The 18,187-nt window shown below is 62.6% G+C and carries 11 protein-coding genes, 2 tRNA genes and 1 rRNA gene; 8 read left to right on the forward strand and 6 right to left on the reverse strand.

Annotated features, from left to right (window positions below; all coding sequences use genetic code 11):
* Nucleotide 1: 1 nt before the first annotated feature.
* Genes ACPJXG_RS00980 through ACPJXG_RS01005 form a run of 6 tightly spaced genes read right to left on the reverse strand, consistent with a single transcriptional unit; the run spans nucleotide 2 to nucleotide 6,391 of the window.
* A complete protein-coding gene (locus ACPJXG_RS00980) occupies nucleotides 2-1,189 on the reverse strand; it encodes a VanZ family protein (RefSeq protein ID WP_425253120.1) in 1,188 nt (395 codons plus the stop codon).
* Complete coding sequence (locus ACPJXG_RS00985) at nucleotides 1,186-1,800, reverse strand: ABC-type transport auxiliary lipoprotein family protein (RefSeq protein WP_099403806.1); 615 nt, start codon at nucleotides 1,798-1,800, stop codon at nucleotides 1,186-1,188. Before ACPJXG_RS00985 ends, ACPJXG_RS00980 begins: the two co-directional genes overlap by 4 nt.
* A 12-nt stretch (nucleotides 1,801-1,812) precedes the next feature.
* The gene (locus tag ACPJXG_RS00990; protein ID WP_425253121.1) at nucleotides 1,813-2,772 is read right to left on the reverse strand and encodes an MlaD family protein; all 960 of its coding nucleotides are present in this window, start codon (nucleotides 2,770-2,772) and stop codon (nucleotides 1,813-1,815) included.
* Nucleotides 2,772-3,680 (reverse strand): ABC transporter ATP-binding protein, encoded by a 909-nt coding sequence (locus tag ACPJXG_RS00995; protein ID WP_425253122.1) that lies wholly within the window; start codon nucleotides 3,678-3,680, stop codon nucleotides 2,772-2,774. Before ACPJXG_RS00995 ends, ACPJXG_RS00990 begins: the two co-directional genes overlap by 1 nt.
* Nucleotides 3,680-4,813 carry an MlaE family ABC transporter permease gene (locus ACPJXG_RS01000; protein ID WP_035822898.1) on the reverse strand — a complete coding sequence of 378 codons (1,134 nt, stop codon included), beginning with the start codon at nucleotides 4,811-4,813 and terminating at the stop codon, nucleotides 3,680-3,682. The genes ACPJXG_RS00995 and ACPJXG_RS01000 overlap by 1 nt, the downstream gene beginning before the upstream one ends.
* Nucleotides 4,814-4,870: 57 nt before the next feature.
* Nucleotides 4,871-6,391 (reverse strand): DUF4080 domain-containing protein, encoded by a 1,521-nt coding sequence (locus ACPJXG_RS01005; protein WP_425253123.1) that lies wholly within the window; start codon nucleotides 6,389-6,391, stop codon nucleotides 4,871-4,873.
* A 194-nt stretch (nucleotides 6,392-6,585) separates the two neighbouring features.
* On the opposite strand from ACPJXG_RS01005, the gene ACPJXG_RS01010 reads away from it, so the two are divergent.
* The 8 genes from ACPJXG_RS01010 to ACPJXG_RS01045 all read left to right on the forward strand — a co-directional run bounded on the left by ACPJXG_RS01010 (nucleotide 6,586) and on the right by ACPJXG_RS01045 (nucleotide 17,973).
* A complete protein-coding gene (locus tag ACPJXG_RS01010; protein ID WP_425253124.1) occupies nucleotides 6,586-8,133 on the forward strand; it encodes a DUF2138 family protein in 1,548 nt (515 codons plus the stop codon).
* Nucleotides 8,112-8,801, forward strand: a complete 690-nt coding sequence (locus ACPJXG_RS01015) for a DUF1175 family protein (protein WP_425253125.1) — start codon at nucleotides 8,112-8,114, stop codon at nucleotides 8,799-8,801. Before ACPJXG_RS01010 ends, ACPJXG_RS01015 begins: the two co-directional genes overlap by 22 nt.
* Complete coding sequence (locus ACPJXG_RS01020; RefSeq protein WP_425253126.1) at nucleotides 8,798-13,336, forward strand: alpha-2-macroglobulin family protein; 4,539 nt, start codon at nucleotides 8,798-8,800, stop codon at nucleotides 13,334-13,336. Before ACPJXG_RS01015 ends, ACPJXG_RS01020 begins: the two co-directional genes overlap by 4 nt.
* Nucleotides 13,336-15,018, forward strand: a complete 1,683-nt coding sequence (locus tag ACPJXG_RS01025; RefSeq protein ID WP_425253127.1) for a DUF2300 domain-containing protein — start codon at nucleotides 13,336-13,338, stop codon at nucleotides 15,016-15,018. Before ACPJXG_RS01020 ends, ACPJXG_RS01025 begins: the two co-directional genes overlap by 1 nt.
* 29 nt (nucleotides 15,019-15,047) lie before the next feature.
* Nucleotides 15,048-15,776 carry a YfaP family protein gene (locus tag ACPJXG_RS01030; protein ID WP_176389455.1) on the forward strand — a complete coding sequence of 243 codons (729 nt, stop codon included), beginning with the start codon at nucleotides 15,048-15,050 and terminating at the stop codon, nucleotides 15,774-15,776.
* 391 nt (nucleotides 15,777-16,167) lie between these two features.
* Nucleotides 16,168-17,698 (forward strand): 16S ribosomal RNA (locus ACPJXG_RS01035).
* A gap of 98 nt (nucleotides 17,699-17,796) precedes the next feature.
* Nucleotides 17,797-17,873 (forward strand) — tRNA-Ile (locus ACPJXG_RS01040).
* A gap of 24 nt (nucleotides 17,874-17,897) precedes the next feature.
* Nucleotides 17,898-17,973, forward strand: a tRNA-Ala gene (locus tag ACPJXG_RS01045).
* Nucleotides 17,974-18,187 lie beyond the last annotated feature (214 nt).

Here is an 18,187-nt window from a genome sequence, read left to right on the forward strand (position 1 = left end):
CTTATGGGTGGTCTTCGCGACGCTGGCGCTGCGCGTCATCCTGCCGGTTCAGTCGGTGCGAGGGCAGGCACAGGAACCACAGGGCCATGAAGGGCCACAGCAAGGCGAGGAATTGCGCCGCGCCATTGAAGTTGAGGAACTTGCCTTGAAACCAGCCTTGCAAGGTTGACATGAAGTAGGGGTTGATCGGCGTCGTATTCACCATTACCAGGCTCAGCAGCAAGGTGGCGGCCGCGATGCGGCGCTGCGCCACGTGCGGTGCGAACGCCAGGCCGCCCAGCATGATCAGGCCGATCAAAAAGCCGCCCTGGGCGCCCGGCGTGATCCAGACGAAAGCATTTTCCGGCGAAAACAGCAGCGCGCTGGCCATCGAGCGCACGGTCAGGGCGGCGGCGATGAGGGCCAGCATTAATATCGTGCGCGGCGCGGCGCGGCGCAGCAGGCACAGCAAGGTCAGCACGGCGCCCGTCATGCCGCAAGCCGTGATGATGGTTTCCGAAAGCCAATATTGCTCGACGGTCAATATCACGTCGGGGCGCAGATACGCGGCCAGGTCGATCTCCATGCCCGCCAGGCGCGACAGCCAGTCCGACAGGATGGGCAGCAACTGGCCCAGGCCGAACAGATAGCCTTGCGGATAGATCTGCGCCAGCGGCCACAGGGCCACCAGCACCAGGCCCTGGCTGGCGTGCTGGGCAAACCAGCGCTGGCGCAAGCGGTACAAATGGCTGTGGTCGAGCAGCTTGCGCGCCGTCAGGGCGCCGATGATGGAACCGATGCAGCAGCCGGCCGCATTCGTATAAAAATCGAGGTTTGACGAGACGCGGCTGGGCAAATAGGTTTGCACGGCTTCCATGCTGCCGGAAATCAACATGCCGCACAGGCTGGCGACGATGACGGCAAAGAATCCCGTGATCCTGGGAAACAGCGAATACACGATCAAGGCGCCCAGCGGGATGTAGCCGACGATATTCACGCCGACATCGAAGCCCGTCCAGTAACGGGGGATGCGCGTGTTTTCCAGGAACGTCAGCGGCGATAAACCATTGCTGTGCCAACCCGTGAACGGAAACCAGCTGGCGTACACGATCAGGAAGACGTAGGCGAGCAGGGTCGCGCGCGACACGGGCGAGGAACGGACGGGCGGCAGCGGCGCCGCCGGACTGGCTGGGGATGCGGGCTCGGTCATTCTTTCGTGATATTCAGCGTGCCCAGCCAGGTCAGCAGGTCGGTGGCGATGGCGTCCGATGCCGCGGCCAGCGCCTGCGCGCCGCCTTGCGCGTCGGCGCTGCCGGCCGGGCCGCTGCGGCTGAAGGTTTTCTGGTCGATCAGGCGGTGGCCGCGGAATACCGAGGCGCGCAGCGACACGTGGCCGCTGCTGTGCGTCTGCGTGTCGAAGTTTTGCGAAAAATCATCGACGTCGATGCGCAGCAGCGGCATGCCGGCGGCCGCGTCCGTGGTCGACAGCACTTTCACGCCGCTTTGCGCGATGCGGGTTTTCAGGCGCTGGCTTAATAGTTGCAGCGGCGGCGTGTTCCAGCGGTTGTAGGCGTACGGCCGCGATTGCTGCGCATCGGCGTACAGCAAGCGGTAATACATGCGCTGGCTGTCCAGCCAGGACGGACCGTTGGCGTCGGCGATCACCAGCACGGGCACGGCTGGCGCAGCTGCTTGCGTTGCCGCCTGCGGTGCTGCCGGGCCGAAATCGTAAAACGTGGGGACGGGACCGCGGCTGGCGCAACCGCCCAGCAGGAATGCGGCGGCCAGGATGAGTGCGCTGAAATGGCGTGGGATAGGCATGCGGTGTTCTCCTTATTTGCCCGGTGCCGAAAAACCGGGCTCGCCCGGGCCGGGCGGGATGTCTGGGGCGCCGAACAAGATGCTCTGCGGCTGTTCATTGAGCGTGCTCATGGTGGTTTTCAGGGCGCGCATCGAGGAACGCGCTTCGCCGCTCAGCTCGATTACTTGCGGCAGCACTTCCAGCGACACGCCATTGGCCACCGTTTCCACGGAAGTGCCGACCCGGTCGACCGTGCCATTGACCTTGTCGAGCACGCCGCCGGGCGCCTGGATGTCGTTGCCCAGCTTTTTCCACGTGGCCGTCAAGTCCGACACGTTCTTGCTGGCCGTACTGACGGCCGTCAAGGTTAGCCGCGTTTGTTCCGTCAGTTGCGGCAATTGCGTCAGGGTCGGCTCCAGCTGCTGCGGAATGGCGCCGAAGGCCTTGGCCGCCTTGCCCACTTCCGTGAAGGCGCCCAGCATGGCGGCCTGGTTGTCGGGGCTGAGCAGATTATTCACCTTGTTGGTGATCTGTTCGGCCTGGTCGAGGATGCGCTTGCCGCGCTTTTCCAGCTGGTCGAGCAAGCCGGCGCGCAGGGGAATCTGCGACGGCTTGTCCTTGCTGGTGCCCAGCAGTTTCGAGCCCACGTGTTCATCGTCGAGCTGGATGTAGGCGATGCCCGTCACGCCCTGGTAGCCGAGGGTGGCAAAAGTGGTATTGGTGACGGGGGTGTCGGGCGCCACGCTGATGTGCACGAGGATTTGCCCCGCCTTTTGCGTGTCGAAGTCGATGGCGTCAACCTTGCCTACTTCCAGGCCCCGGTAGCGCACGGTAGCCTGCGGGTTCAGGCCCGGCACGGACAGGGTGGTGGCGAGCAGGTAAGGCACCCGTTCCACGCGGTCGCGGTTGAACCAGACGCCGAACAGAATCGCGGCCACCAGCAAGGTGAGTGTAAAAAATCCCGTCATCAGGGCATGTGATCTGTTTTCCATTACTTCTCCGCTTTCTTGTCTGTGCCGGCGTCGTCGCCTGGCTGCGCCGCCTTGCCCGCCGCCGCCGCCTGTTTCTCATCGAGGACGGCCAGCGCGCGCTTGCCGCGGTCGCCGAGGAAAAATTGCTTGATGAACGGGTGGTCGACTTCGATCACCTCGCGCGTGGGGCCGATGGCGATCACGTGTTTTTCCGCCAGCACGGCGATGCGCGTGGACAGGGCGAACAGCGTGTCGAGGTCATGCGTGACCATCACCACCGTCAAGCCCAGCTCGCGGTGCAGCGACTGGATCAGGGCGACAAAACTTTCCGACAGGTCCGGGTCCAGGCCCGCCGTGGGTTCGTCGAGGAACAGCAGCTTCGGTTCCAGCGCCAGGGCGCGCGCCAGCGCCACGCGCTTGATCATGCCGCCAGACAAGTCCGACGGCATTTTGAGCGCATGTTCCGGGCCCAGTCCCACCATATTCATTTTTAATAGTACCGCGTCGTGCACCAGCGCTTCGGGCAGCACGCGCAATTCGCGCATCGGCTGGGCCACATTGTCGAACACGGTCAGGGCCGAATACAGGGCGCCTTGCTGGAACAGCATGCCCCAGTGATTGCGCAACTGTTGTAACTGGTCGGAACTTGCCTGGTTGATATCTTCGCCAAACACTTTGACGCAGCCGCGCGCCGGATGTTCCAGGCCCAGCATCTGGCGCAGCAGCACCGTCTTGCCCGTGCCGGAGCCGCCCACGATGGAAAGGATTTCGCCCCGTTCGATTTCCAGGTTCAAGTCCTGGTGCACGACGGTACGGCCGAACTTGGTCCACAGATTGGTGATTTCCACCACGGGTGCGCTGCCATGCAGATTGAACTGGCCCCCGTTGCCTTCGCTCACCTTGCAAGCGATTTCGGTATCGTCCGTCATCAGTAGCCCACTCCATTGAAGACGATGGCGAACACGGCGTCGGCCAGGATCACGACCGTGATGGCCGTGACGACGGCGGTGGTGGTGCCGCGTCCCAGGCTTTCCGTGTTGGCTTTGATGCGCAGGCCGAAATGGCACGAGACCAGCGCGATCAGCATGCCGAAAATCACGCCCTTGCCCAGGCCGATCATGTAGTTGGCCAGCGGCACGGCATCCGGCAGTTTCTGGATGAAATAGCGCGCCGACAAATTCAGTTCCACCTTGGCCGCCACCATGCCGCCGATCAGCGCGGCCGTATCCGTCCAGATGACGAGTAGGGGCATGGAAATGGCCAGGGCCAGCACTTTTGGCATGATCAGGCGGAAACCGTGCGAAATGCCCATCACCAGCATGGCGTCGAGCTCTTCCGTGACGCGCATGACGCCCAGCTGCGCCGTGATGGACGAGCCCGAGCGGCCAGCCACGAGGATGGCGGCCAATAAGGGCCCCAGTTCGCGGATGACGCTCATGCCCAGCAGGTTGACCAGGTAGATGTCGCCGCCAAAGGCGCGCAGCTGCTGCGCCGACAGATAGGACAGCACGACGCCGATCAGAAAGCCGACCAGGGCCGTGATGCCCAGCGCCTGGAAGCCCGCATGGAAGATATTGGCGGAAATTTCACGCCATGGCCCGCGCATCGGATGGCGCGCGAAGCGGCCGATATCCTGCGTCACCTGGCCGACCAAGGCAATAAAACCCTTCAAGTGTTCGAAAAACAGCAGGATGGCCATGCCCAGCTTCATCACGGGCGTGAGGCGGTTGGCGCGCGAGGGCGGCGTTGCCAGCGGTCCCGTTTCTTCGATGCGCCGGAAAAACTCTTCCTGCGATGGCGCCAGCGTCAGCTGCGCGGGGCGCTGCTTGCCCCAGGCATTCCAGAACAGCTGGGCGCCAATATGGTCCATGCTGTCGATGGCCGACAGGTCCCATTGCACCTTGGCATCGCCCTGCAAGGGCTTGAGCTGGGCATCGATGGCCTTGATGGCATTGTCATGCGCCAGCGCGTGCACCTGCCAGGTGCCGCTGGCAGTGACAAGGGCTCCCTGTTGGGAGCTGGTCTGGGAGAGGGTCAGTTTCGGCGATTGTACAGTCGGCATCGTGCCAGTTTAAGGGAGAATGGCGCAGACCGCCACCGCTGTTCAATCGCCGGCCCCTCAGGACGCCAGGTGGCGCGCTTGCCGCTGCGGCAAGGCGACGTCCGGGCGCAGCTTGGCGCTGCCAGTACTCACTTCGGCTGGCTTGGCATGTGCGGCTGCCTGCGCGCCGCCCGCATAGTCGCTGGCCACGAGGGCGTTGGCCTCGACCGCGCTCATGCCGCGCGTCTGCAGCCATTGCGCTACCAGCTTGGCCAGGCGTTCCATGGCGATGCGGTGGGTGGCGTCCGTGTGGGCGTACAGCCAGTTCGAAAAATCCATGAAGTTTTCAAACGGCGCATCGCCCAGCATCCATTGCACCGTATTGGCGAAGCGGCCCGAGTTGGCGACCAGGTCCCAGTAGCGGGCGAAGCGCACGAGACGCTGCATGCTCATGAAGTCGAGCTGTTTATTCGCCAGGATGGTGTACGGCGGGTGCGGGTCGAACACCATGCCATAGTTTTCCGTATGGCGGATGATGGGCGTGCCGCGCAGCCGCTTTAAGATGCCGAACTGGATTTCATGCGGTTTCAAGGCCACCAGCTTGTTGAAACCGGCCGCGAAGCTCGCTTCATCCTCGCCCGGCAAGCCGGCGATCAAGTCCACGTGCAAGTGGGCGTTTGATTTTTCGCAAAGCCAGCGGATATTGTCGGCCGCCTTTTGGTTGTCCTGCTTGCGGCTGACCAGCGATTGCACGTCCGGATTGAAACTCTGGATGCCGATCTCGAACTGCAGCGCGCCGGGCGGAAACTTGCTGATGCCTTCTTTCAAGGCGTCGGGCAAGTGATCGGGCACCAGCTCGAAGTGAGCGTAGATCGGGTCGTCCGGATTCGCCTCGATCTTGTCCAGGAAGAACTGCATGATCTTCAAGCTGGTCTTGATATTCAGGTTGAAGGTGCGGTCGACGAACTTGAACAGGCGCGCGCCGCGTGCATGCAGGAATTCCATCTCGGCCAGGAAATTTTCCAGCGCAAAGGGCCAGGCCGTCTTGTCCAGCGCCGACAGGCAGAATTCGCACTTGAACGGACAGCCGCGCGACGCTTCCACGTAAATCGTGCGGTGGCGGATATCGTCGTCTGTATACAAGGAGTAGGGCAGCTGCAGTTCCGCCAGCGGCGCTTGCACGCCCGCGTGGATCTTCATCAGCGGTTTTGGTCCGTTGAGGATCTCGCCGCACAGCTTGGGGAAGGTGACGTCGCCCCAGCCCGTGATCAGGTAATCGGCCAGTTTGACGATTTCCTGCTCGCCCGCCTCATGCGAAACTTCCGGCCCGCCCAGCACGATGATGACCTCGGGCGCGACCCTCTTGAGCATGGCCACCAGCTTGGTGGTTTCCTCGACGTTCCATATGTATACGCCAAAACCGATGATGCGCGGCTTGTTGACGAGGATGCGTTCGACCAGTTCCGTGGTTTTCGTGCCGATGACGAATTCCTGCAGCCGCGTCTGCGCCTGCAGCGGCCCCATATTGGCCAGCAAATAGCGCAATCCCAGCGAGGCGTGGGTGTAGCGGGCGTTCAGGGTGGAGAGCAGGATGGTCATGGCGGCGATGGAAACGGCGAAACCGCTATTTTACGCTGTCGCGTCAGCTGTGCGCTGCGGCCACAAATGCCATGTTACCATTTGTCAATAATTACTAACTTGTCAATGCTAAGGCAGGGTAAAGGGATACACGGTGCTGGCGAAAAACGTACTCAATAAAAAAAGTCCTGGTCGGGACGCTGGCCGGGGTGGCCGTGGTAGCCGCCGCGCTGGTCGGCTACCGGGTCTTCGGCTGGGGCGCGATGGGGCCGGTCAACGGCTTGAAGCTCGATTTGTCGCGGCCCGACGCGCTGGTCCGCACGAAAAGCCTGTCGGCCTTGCCGCGCGACTTGCTGACGGTGCCGCTGGCGCGCGACGTGCTGCGCGAGGATTTCCTGTTCTATTACGAGCAGAGCGAAGACCGGCTGGGCCTGAAGGGCAGTTTGCGCCGCATCGCTTATGAGCATGAATTGGGCTGGGGCGACCAGTTGCTGCGCATGGTGCTGGACCAGCCGGCGGAAGTGGCCTTGTGGCGCGACGCCGACGGCTCGCTCAAGCATTTTGCCATTGCCGTGTCGCGCAGCCAGCTCACGCGCCTGCTCGAGGAAGCGGGCAAGATCGCCTTGAAGGATACGCAGATGCGCGTGGCCGGCAGCTTGCGCGTCGATGGCGACAGCGTGCCCGTCTACGCGCTGAACTATGCCTACCAGCGCACCTTGCTGTTTGCCGCGCACGGCCAGCGCCTGGTCATCCTGTCCCATCCCGGCATGCTGTATGGCGGCAGCGATGGCAAGCATGGCGATGGCACGGCCGAGAAAACCGTGGCCAGCCTGCTGGCGCCAGAGCCGGCCAAACAAAACGTTTTTCATCCGCAGTTCCATCTCGACGGCGCCGCGCCCGAGGGCCACAGCATCGCCGTCAAGGCAGATTTCCTGTCCTTCGGCTACCAGCCCTTCTTTGGCGCCTTAGAGGCGCTGCGCTTCGATTTTCAACAGGGCGCCTGGCAATCGAAGGTGCTGCTCAATGCCGACAAGCTGAAGAACGGCGGCTACGACAGCAGCGCCCTGTGGCCCGTGCTGCCGCACAACCCGAGCGCCTGCTTCAGCGTGCCGGTGGACTGGACCGCGCTGCAGCCTGTGCTCAAGCGCCTGGGCAGCAAGACCTCCGCGCCCGTGGCGCCGCTGGCCGAACACTTGCAAGGGCCGGCCGCCGCCTGCTGGTACGGCAATTCGCGCCTGCATACGCCGGTGTTTGTTGCCACGCGCAGTGCGCAGGCCGGTGATGACGCTGTCTATGGCAGCCTGTTCGAGGCGGCCATCGGCGGCAAGGATCCCGTGCGCAAAACGACAGGTAAAGATGGCGCCGTTCGCTGGGAGCGCAGCGTCGCCACGGCGCTGGGCCAGTCCACGCCGGCGCTGGCCGTGGCCGGCAATACCGTCGTTTTTTCCGCCGACGGCAAGCTGGTGGACCAGGTGCTGGCCGTGCGCCGCAAGCAGGCGCCGGCCGCCAGCGACCTGCTGCCCGATGGCGCGCGCACCATCGGCCTGATCGCGCCGGCGTCGCTGGCCCGGCTGATCCAGCTGGAAGCCTTCGACACCCTGCCGGCGAGTAACGAACCGGTACTGCGCGCAGCCGCCAACGAACATCTGGTGCCGCGCCTGAACGCCTTGAAAAAATACCCTCCGCTGCGCATGGTGCTCAAGCGGCAGCCAGCCAGCGGCACGTCATGGGAAACGCTGGAATGGCAGGAGACTGGGCGATGACGGTGGCGCATGCGCGCCGTGCCGCCTTGCGATCGCTGGCGGCTTGCGCCGCCACCGTGGCAATGCCTGCCTGGGCCTTGCGCGCGGCCGCCGAACCGCAGGTGCAGCTGTCGCAGGCGCAAAGCCGCGCCTTCCAGGCCTGGATGCTGCGCATCGTCAACGCGCAGATCGAACGGGGGCCGTCGCCGCGCTGGACGCACCGCGATTGCGCCGGCCTGGTGCGCTTTGCCGTCAACGAAGCGCTCACCGTGCATGACGCGAAGTGGCTGCATGCGAACGGCATCGCCAGCGACCGTCGCCTGCCGCCCGAGCTGGAACTGGATGCGAAGCAGGCCGCCTTGCGCAACCGCTGGGTACAGACGGGCGGCCAGGTCGGCCACTTCGTCACGGCGCTGGCGCTGGTGCAGCACAACAGCCGTTTCATCGCCCGCGAAATCAGCCAGGCGCTGCCCGGCGACCTGCTGTTTTTCGACCAGGGCGACGAACAGCATCTGATGGTCTGGATGGGGGCGCGCATCGCCTACCACACCGGCACCGTCACCCCCGACGACAATGGTCTGCGGACCGTCGATATCAAAGAACTTACGAGCTGGAAGGACACGCGGTGGCAACCTGTGGTCAACAATCCCAATTTCGCCGGAGTGTTCCGGCTGGTGTTTTTATCATGAAGCTGCTATTTATGGGCCTTCTCGCGCTGCTCATGCTGGGCAGCGCCTCCGCGCAGGAACGCGAGCCGAGCAACTACAGCACCTTCAAGGGCGAACCGTTCTTCCTGCTGTCGGACGCCAGCTACGGCAGTGTTGATGAAGCGCGCGTGCGCCTGGAAGTGCCGGGCCGCGACATGGGGCGCATGAATCTGGAAGCGTATTCGGGCGCCGACATCGTCGTCTACCGCGTGCCCGAACCGATGGAATTCCTGAAAAAGCAGCGCAATCTGCACCGCATCCAGGTCGAGGGCAATTACCAGGGCGAGGGCCTGGCCAACACCTTGAGTTTTCTGTGGGATCGCTGGTGGAAGCAGTCGCGCCTGGCCTGGCGCAAGCTGTTTTCCGGCGAGGCGCGCCTGGCCGTTACCAAAGAGCAGCCGCAGCTGGCGACGAATGACGCGATCCGCCGGCGCACCGTGTTCGCCAATCATCCGCAGTACAAGCCGATCAAGGGCATGGAGCTGGTCGACAGCTTCCGCTATCCGATCTGGCAGGCCAGGGCCATCGCGCCGCCCAAAGGCGTCAAGCTCGATGGGTCCAGCAGCGACTTCATCGTCGCCGGCGCCGGCAACGTGATGATCCCGTTGGGCAAACGCAAGCCGGGCTTGTACCTGATCGAAGCGATCATCGGCGAGCACCGCGCCACCACGCTGGTATTCGTGTCGGACACGGTGGCCGTCACCAAGGTATCGTCCGGCCAGATGCTGGTGTGGACGGCACGGCGCGACAACAGCGCGGCCGTGGCCGGCGCCAATGTGGCATGGACGGACGGTACCGGCGTGCTGCAATCGGCCACCACGGGTGTCGACGGCGTCGCCTCGCTCGAGCGCGGCAGCCCGGAACACACGTATGTGCTGGGCCAGGACCGCGACGGTGGCGTGTTCGTATCCGAGAATTTTTACTATGACAGCGAGATCTACAACACCAAGATCTATGCGGTGACGGACCGGCCCCTGTACCGGCCCGGCGACGAGGTCAACGTCAAGTTTTTGGGCCGCGAATTCACCTCCGCGCGCAACTCGCAGGCAGCCGCCGCTGCGCCGATCAGCTTGAGCGTGCTCAATCCGAATGGCACGCCGCTGCTGACGCAAACGCTGCAGCTGTCCGGCGACACGGGCGCGGACACGCGCTTCCGCCTGCCCACGGAAGCGACCGCCGGCGGCTATGAACTGCGCTTCAATTACAAGGATGGCGTGTATGGCGCGGCCTTCCGCGTGGCCGAATACGTCAAGCCGCACTTTGAAATCAACGTCCAGCCCTCGAAGCCGGAATTCAAGACGGGCGAGGCCGTCAAGGGCAGCATCGCGCTGCGCTACCCCGATGGCAAACCGGTGAAAAATGCGAAGATGACCTTGTCGCTGCGCGGCCAGCAAAACACCATGGTCGAAGGCGAACTGCGTTACAGCGGCCTGTTCCCGGTGGCCTTGAAGACCGAGGAAGTGACGAGCGACGGCAGCGGCAATGTGGACTTCAGCTTGCCTCCGGCCGCCGATCCTTCGCGCTACATCTTGACCGTGCTGGCGACCGATGGCGCGGCCTACCGCGTCAAGGCGACGCGCGAGCTGATGATAGAACGCTCGAGCAGCAGCTACCAGCTGAAAGCCACGCGCCAGTTTTCCGATCCGGGACAAAACGTGCATTTCGACTTGCTGGCCGACGGCCAGGGCGCGGCCAAGCCCGTGCGCTGGGAGATGGTGCAGCTGGAAAAACAGAGCAAGACTGACGGCGCGTTCGATCCAAACGCCAAGGGCTGGGACGTGACGTTCCCCGCCTCGGGTTCGTATCAGCTGGCGCTGCGCGACGAGCGTGGCAACTTGCTGGCCGCCGCCAGCCACTGGGTGTCGGGAGATGGCGTGCAAACGACGCCGGGCAGCATCGAGATCGTGCTGGACCGCGCCCGCTATCGTCCGGGCGACACGGCCGAAGCCTTGATCACCTTCTCCGACAAGGTCGAGCAGGCGCTGTTCACGTTAGAGCGCGACAAGGTGGAGCACCATGGCTTGATGGCCGGCGGCGCTGACTGGTACCAGGCGAAACGCGTGGCGCCGCGCCAGTGGCGAGTGCGCATCCCGGTAAAAGAAGAGCATGGCCCGAACATGACGTTCTCGGTGGCGTACACGCGCAATGGTGACTTCGTCTTCGAGAACGCCGGCCTGCAAGTGATCGAGCCGCGCATCGCGCTGCAGTTCAAGGCGGACAAGGAGGTCTACCAGCCGGGCGAGAAGGTCACGCTCGATGTGAAGGCGACGCTGGACGGCAAGCCTTTGAGCACGATGGTGGCGCTGGGCGTGGTCGATGAAATGATCTATGTGCTGCAGCCGGAAATCGCGCCGGACATCGGCGACTTCTTCTATCATCCGCGCCGCAATAACGTGCGCACCACGGCCAGTCTGTCTTTCATCAGCTATGACATGGCGCAGGGCCGCACAGCGGGCGCACCGGCACGCCACAATTACAACGAGCGTGGCGTCAAGGTGCTGGAACGTCCACGCCGCGACAATATCGATACGGCTTACTGGGCGCCTTCGCTGAAGACCGATGCGAATGGTAATGCGCGCGTGAGCTTCACCATGCCCGATGCGCTGACCCGCTGGCGTATCACGGGCCGCGCGATGGATGAGCAGGGGCGCGTCGGCCAGCGCACCGCCTATCTGCGTTCCGATAAAAACTTCTATGCCAAGTGGACGGCGCCCGACTGGATGCGTGCTGGCGATGCGCCGCGCGCTTCGGTGGCCGTGTTCAACCAGACAGGCAAGGAGCAGGCGCTCGACGTCGTTCTCTCTGGCGGAGCGCAGCCGAAGACGGAAAAACTGTCTGCCAAACCGGGTGTCAATTACGTCGAATTTCCGTTGACTGCTGGCGGTGGGCCGCTGCGCCTGGAAGTAAAACAGAATGGCAAACTGGTCGACGCGTTGGACACGGCCATGCAAACCTTGCCCGCCGCGTGGAGCAGCCCGCGCTCCTTGGTGCTGCCGCTCGATGGCGCCACCGGTGAGATTCCACTCAAGCTGCCGGCGGACGCGCGCAATATCCGCGTCTCGTTCGCACAAGGCGCGGCCAGCCAGTTCGCGCGCATCGCCGACGACCTGATCGACTATCCGTATGGCTGCGTGGAGCAGACGGCCAGCCGTTTGATTCCGTTGGCGCTGGCCACGCAAAGCCTGGGGCCGGACGCCGGTGCGGCCAGCGAGCGCCTGCAAACGCTGCTGACTGCGCAGCGCCTGCGTCTGGTGTCCATGGCCGGTCCGAACGCCGTCTTCGGCTGGTGGGGTAATGCCACGGCCGGCAATGCCCTGATGACGGCCTACGCCTATTACGCGGACTGGTACGCGGCGCGCGCGCTGCGCATCGAGCTGCCGCCCGAGCACTGGAACAAGCTGCTGGCCGTCTACAGCGAACATGGCTTGAAGGATGCGATGGGCGACCGCGCGCTGGTGTTGTGGATGGCGCGCGAGATGGGCCTGCCCACGCAGACGCTGGCGGCGGGACTGGTGGACGACAGCGCCATCGCCGTCCTGGGTGGCAAGCCGCGCCAGGTGGGCGACACGGGCAGCCTGCTGCTGGGTGGCGCACTTGATCGCGAAGCGCAAGCGATGGGCCTTGGTCTGGTGGCGCTGGTGGCCGCCCAGAACGGCATCGCCCTGCCGCATTCGCTGCAGCTGCAAGTGGCCAGCTCGTGGCAGGTGCTGCGCGAGTCCAAAGCGCCGGTGGCGCAGGCCCTGCTGATGCTGGCCGGCGAAGTGCCGGCTACCCAGGCCGAGGCGGTGCTGGCCAGCGTGCGTGCCGAGATGCCGACCCTGGATCGCGCGATGACCTTGTTGTGGGTGCAAAAGAAGCTGGGCGGTGCATCGTTCGGCAAGGGGCTGGTCGTTACGCTGGACGGCGCCTGGCAAAAACGCGACAGCCGCAGCGGCCAGCCGGTCTGGCGCTGGAGCGATACCAAGAGTATTCCCGATAAATTGCGTCTCGCCGCATCGACCGCGGCGCCGGCCGGCACGGTGGCCGTGCTGCAGTATGACAGCCACGCCGCCGAAGCGCCAACCTTACCGGTTGCCGTCGAACGTCGCATCCTGCGCATGAAGGCGGGCAAGGGTGGCTATACGACGGAGTTGGTCAAGCCGGGCGAAGCGCTCAGCACGGACGCGCTGTACCTCGATGAAATCACCTTGAAAGCGGGGCCGGGCGCGAAGCACCGTTTTGGCTTGCTGGAAGTGGCGCTGCCGCCCGGCGCCATGGTCGAATCGACCACCTGGGGCATGGTCATGGCGGGCGACAAGCCGGCGGCGCTGGAACGCGCGCGTCACACCGAGCGCCGCGACGGCTACGCCGTGCCGGTCGAGCCACTGGAAGGTGACGTGACCGTGCGCCACTTGCTGCGCTTTGCGCAGAAGGGCAGTTACGTGCTGCCGCCGGCGCGCTTTTACCGCATGTATCAGCCGGAGCAGAAAGCCTTCGAAGGCGGCGGCAAGACCACACGCGCGTTGAAGGTCGAGTGATGGGCTTTGCACGTCCGGCCTTGATGCTTGCCACGCTGCTGGCGACGCCCGCTTTTTCGGCCTCGCTGGATGTGGCCTGGTGGCGTGACGGCAAAATCGAAGTGCGGCAGCTGCGCCAGGGCGGTACGGCGCCGCCGCCGTTTGACGGCGCGCGGCAAGTGCCCCTGGCCAGCCTGTGGAAGCTGTTCGTGTATGTGTATGCGAGTGATAACAAGGTGGCGATGCCCGATTACCGCTGCGGGGGACGCGATCCGGAAGAAGTGTATTGCTGCGATGCGGGCCAGAGCATCGGCCACGACGCGGCGCTGGCGCAATCGTGCGGCCCATTTTTTTCGCCCAAGCGCCTGATGATCGCGCCAGCGTCATGGCGCCAGTATTGGACGGGCCGCCTGGGTAGTGCGCCGGCAGGGGACTTTGCCTGGCTGGCGGATCCCGCGCAGCTGGTACCAAAGCGCACGGTGCGCCTGGACAGCCTGCTGCGCGCGCTCGACAGCATCCCGGCCGCCAGCCGCGTGGACGCGGAAGCGGCGCTGCTGCGCGTGGTGCTTGATGGGCGCGGCGCGGGTACGGCACGCTGGTTCGGCAGCCAGCTGCGCGTCAAAACGTATTCCTGGCACGAGCAGCGCAGGGCGGACGAACGTATCGGCGGCGCGGCCGGCTGGCTGGCCGACGGCACGCCGATCTGGTTTGGCGGCGCGGGCGGCAGCAGCAATGTCTTTGAACAGTGGGCGCCCAGGCTGGCCGCCAGCTTGCCGAAAGTGGGCGCGGCTGACGATGGCGGCTGTGTGGTGGTTGATTACTTCAAGCGCTATCCAATTCGCGCCGTGCGCGGCGAACGTGGCGTGGCTGCGGTTGGGCCGCTGAATGGCCGCTACCATGTGCAGTTCGACAATGGCCAGAACCTGGCCTTGCGCAGCAGCGGTGAACTGATGCTGCTACAAGAGAAGGGCGGCCGCCCGCAACTGCGCGGTCGCTTCGGCGTCAATGAATATGTGGCGCGCGTGCTCGATCGCGAAGCGAGTACTAGTGAGCCGGAAGCGGCCAAGGCGCTGGCAATTGCCGCGCGCACGTATCTGCAGCAGAACGCGGTGACGGTGGCGGGCTGCCAGCAGATTGCAGACAGCAGCGCGACCCAGCGCGTCAGTCCCAGTCCCGCCACGCCGGCGGCGCTGGCGATTGCGCGCTGGACCGACCAATTGATCGTCGATGGCGTCACCGTGCGCTATCACAGCAACCAGGCGTCCGAAGGAACCATGGCGTGGAGCGAGGCGGTGCGCCAGGCGAAACAAGGCAAGCACTATGATGAATTGCTAGCGGCTGCTTATCCCGGCGGTGCGCTGAGCACCTTTGGCAATACCGGCGCGCGTTGCCGGCGCCTGGCGCAGAACGAGGATTGGCTGGCGCGGTCCGTGCCGCGCTGGCAGCGCGTGCTGCTGCGCGAGGCCGGCTACGAGGCGCCGCCGCAAGCGCCGCTGGTCTGCGCCTTGCAGAGCGGCGCGCCGTATTCGGAGCAGTCGCGCAACCGCATCTACATGCGGCCACTGGCCACGCGCGAAGACCGCATCACCCTGGCCCATGAATACCTGCATCTTGGCCTGCGCAACCATCCGCGCGGCCAGGACGAAGAATATGTCGAGCGGCTGGCCCGCCGGCTCGTCGACCTTAACCTGGAGGCTCTGTGAGTTTTTATATCCGTTGCGCGATTCCCCTGATGCTATTGCCACTCTGGGCGCAGGCCCAGGTCACCATCGACGCCCCCAAGAGTGGCTGGCGCAATTCGGCCGGCGCTAGCGAGGAATACACGCAAGCGGTCAACTACCCCGCCGCGTCGGTCAACCTGCAGCCGGGCCAGGCCGAAACGGCGCAGATACGGGGGCGCATCGCCGGCGCCGTCAAGGGCAAGCCCGCTACGTTGGTGGTCAATGGCGTGGCGATGCCGATGGAAGTGGGTGAGGATGGCAGCTACGGCCGTCCCTATGGCTTCGGCAGCGGCTCGAACAGCGTGGAAGTGCGCTCGCCCGATGGCAGGAGCCGCGCGCGGACCCAGTTCGTCGACAGCTACCAGGGCAAGACCCAGGCGCGCTTGCGCGTCGTGCTGTCGTGGGACAGCGCCGGCACCGACCTCGATATGCACGTGGTCACGCCGGACGGTGGCCACGCCTGGTACGGCAATCGCGTCTTGAAAGATGGCGGCGCGCTGGATGTGGACGTAACCACCGGTTATGGCCCGGAGATCTTTTCCAGCGCGGCGCCCCTGAAGGGCAATTATCACGTCTACGTCAATTACTACGGCAGCGGCGAGAACACCGCCATGCTGACCGTCGCCCGCATATCTGTCATTACCAACGAAGGCACGCCGCGTGAAAAGCTGCAGAGCTTCCAGGTGCCGATGCGGGCCGCCGGCGAGCTGACCCTGGTGAAGTCATTCGTGTTGCCATAAATGGCCCTTGCGGAGCCGCGGCACCTTGGCTATAATTCGCCCCCTCGCTGAACGACGCATGCAAATGCCGAGTGAGACGAGAGAAAAGAAGGAGTTGACGGATTTAGCGAAATGCTTCATACTCTTCCTTCTTCGCAGCTGACAAACACAACGCTTTGTCGATAGCGCGAAAGCAGTAACCGAATACAGTTCTTTAACAATTAACAGTCGATAAGTGTGGACATTTGATGCAAGTGCAGCGTCAATCTTCGGATTGGCGTCTAACTTAAAATATCAAATGTTCACAAGAAATAATGAAATAGGCGCTACGAAAGTAGTGGCCTGTCAGTTTTTTGAGTGAGCGACCCGTCAGCAATGACGGTGCCAATAAAATGGCAAAGTAACAGAGATTAAACTGAAGAGTTTGATCCTGGCTCAGATTGAACGCTGGCGGCATGCCTTACACATGCAAGTCGAACGGCAGCACGGAGCTTGCTCTGGTGGCGAGTGGCGAACGGGTGAGTAATATATCGGAACGTACCCTGGAGTGGGGGATAACGTAGCGAAAGTTACGCTAATACCGCATACGATCTAAGGATGAAAGTGGGGGATCGCAAGACCTCATGCTCGTGGAGCGGCCGATATCTGATTAGCTAGTTGGTAGGGTAAAAGCCTACCAAGGCATCGATCAGTAGCTGGTCTGAGAGGACGACCAGCCACACTGGAACTGAGACACGGTCCAGACTCCTACGGGAGGCAGCAGTGGGGAATTTTGGACAATGGGCGAAAGCCTGATCCAGCAATGCCGCGTGAGTGAAGAAGGCCTTCGGGTTGTAAAGCTCTTTTGTCAGGGAAGAAACGGTGAGAGCTAATATCTCTTGCTAATGACGGTACCTGAAGAATAAGCACCGGCTAACTACGTGCCAGCAGCCGCGGTAATACGTAGGGTGCAAGCGTTAATCGGAATTACTGGGCGTAAAGCGTGCGCAGGCGGTTTTGTAAGTCTGATGTGAAATCCCCGGGCTCAACCTGGGAATTGCATTGGAGACTGCAAGGCTAGAATCTGGCAGAGGGGGGTAGAATTCCACGTGTAGCAGTGAAATGCGTAGATATGTGGAGGAACACCGATGGCGAAGGCAGCCCCCTGGGTCAAGATTGACGCTCATGCACGAAAGCGTGGGGAGCAAACAGGATTAGATACCCTGGTAGTCCACGCCCTAAACGATGTCTACTAGTTGTCGGGTCTTAATTGACTTGGTAACGCAGCTAACGCGTGAAGTAGACCGCCTGGGGAGTACGGTCGCAAGATTAAAACTCAAAGGAATTGACGGGGACCCGCACAAGCGGTGGATGATGTGGATTAATTCGATGCAACGCGAAAAACCTTACCTACCCTTGACATGGCTGGAATCCCCGAGAGATTGGGGAGTGCTCGAAAGAGAACCAGTACACAGGTGCTGCATGGCTGTCGTCAGCTCGTGTCGTGAGATGTTGGGTTAAGTCCCGCAACGAGCGCAACCCTTGTCATTAGTTGCTACGAAAGGGCACTCTAATGAGACTGCCGGTGACAAACCGGAGGAAGGTGGGGATGACGTCAAGTCCTCATGGCCCTTATGGGTAGGGCTTCACACGTCATACAATGGTACATACAGAGCGCCGCCAACCCGCGAGGGGGAGCTAATCGCAGAAAGTGTATCGTAGTCCGGATTGTAGTCTGCAACTCGACTGCATGAAGTTGGAATCGCTAGTAATCGCGGATCAGCATGTCGCGGTGAATACGTTCCCGGGTCTTGTACACACCGCCCGTCACACCATGGGAGCGGGTTTTACCAGAAGTAGGTAGCTTAACCGTAAGGAGGGCGCTTACCACGGTAGGATTCGTGACTGGGGTGAAGTCGTAACAAGGTAGCCGTATCGGAAGGTGCGGCTGGATCACCTCCTTTCTAGAGTTTGCACGAATCAGTAATGATTCACGCATCAAATGTTCACACTTATCGGCTGTTTAATTAAGAAGAAACAGTAGTCGTAGTAGTTCCGCGTTGGGGCTGTAGCTCAGCTGGTTAGAGCACCGTGTTGATAACGCGGGGGTCGTTGGTTCGAGTCCAACCAGCCCTACCAGTAAAAACCGAGTAGTAAATCTCAGGGGGATTAGCTCAGCTGGGAGAGCACCTGCTTTGCAAGCAGGGGGTCGTCGGTTCGATCCCGTCATCCTCCACCAAAGTTTTACTCGAAAGTGCAAACGTAAGCCAGTAGGTTTAGGTTTGATCTTTTAGCGATCAAAGCTGTTTCGTTCTTTAACAATCTGGAAGAAGTAAAGATTATTTATTGATCAAGTCTATGCGTGCAGCAATGCATGAGGCGACTTGATGGGTAATGATTGTATGTATCAACAAACAAGCAACAACGTTGTACTTTCTTATCCCTGTAGCGCT

Source organism: Janthinobacterium sp. NFX145, assembly GCF_049810325.1.
Classification (GTDB): Bacteria; Pseudomonadota; Gammaproteobacteria; order Burkholderiales; family Burkholderiaceae_D; genus Janthinobacterium; species Janthinobacterium rivuli.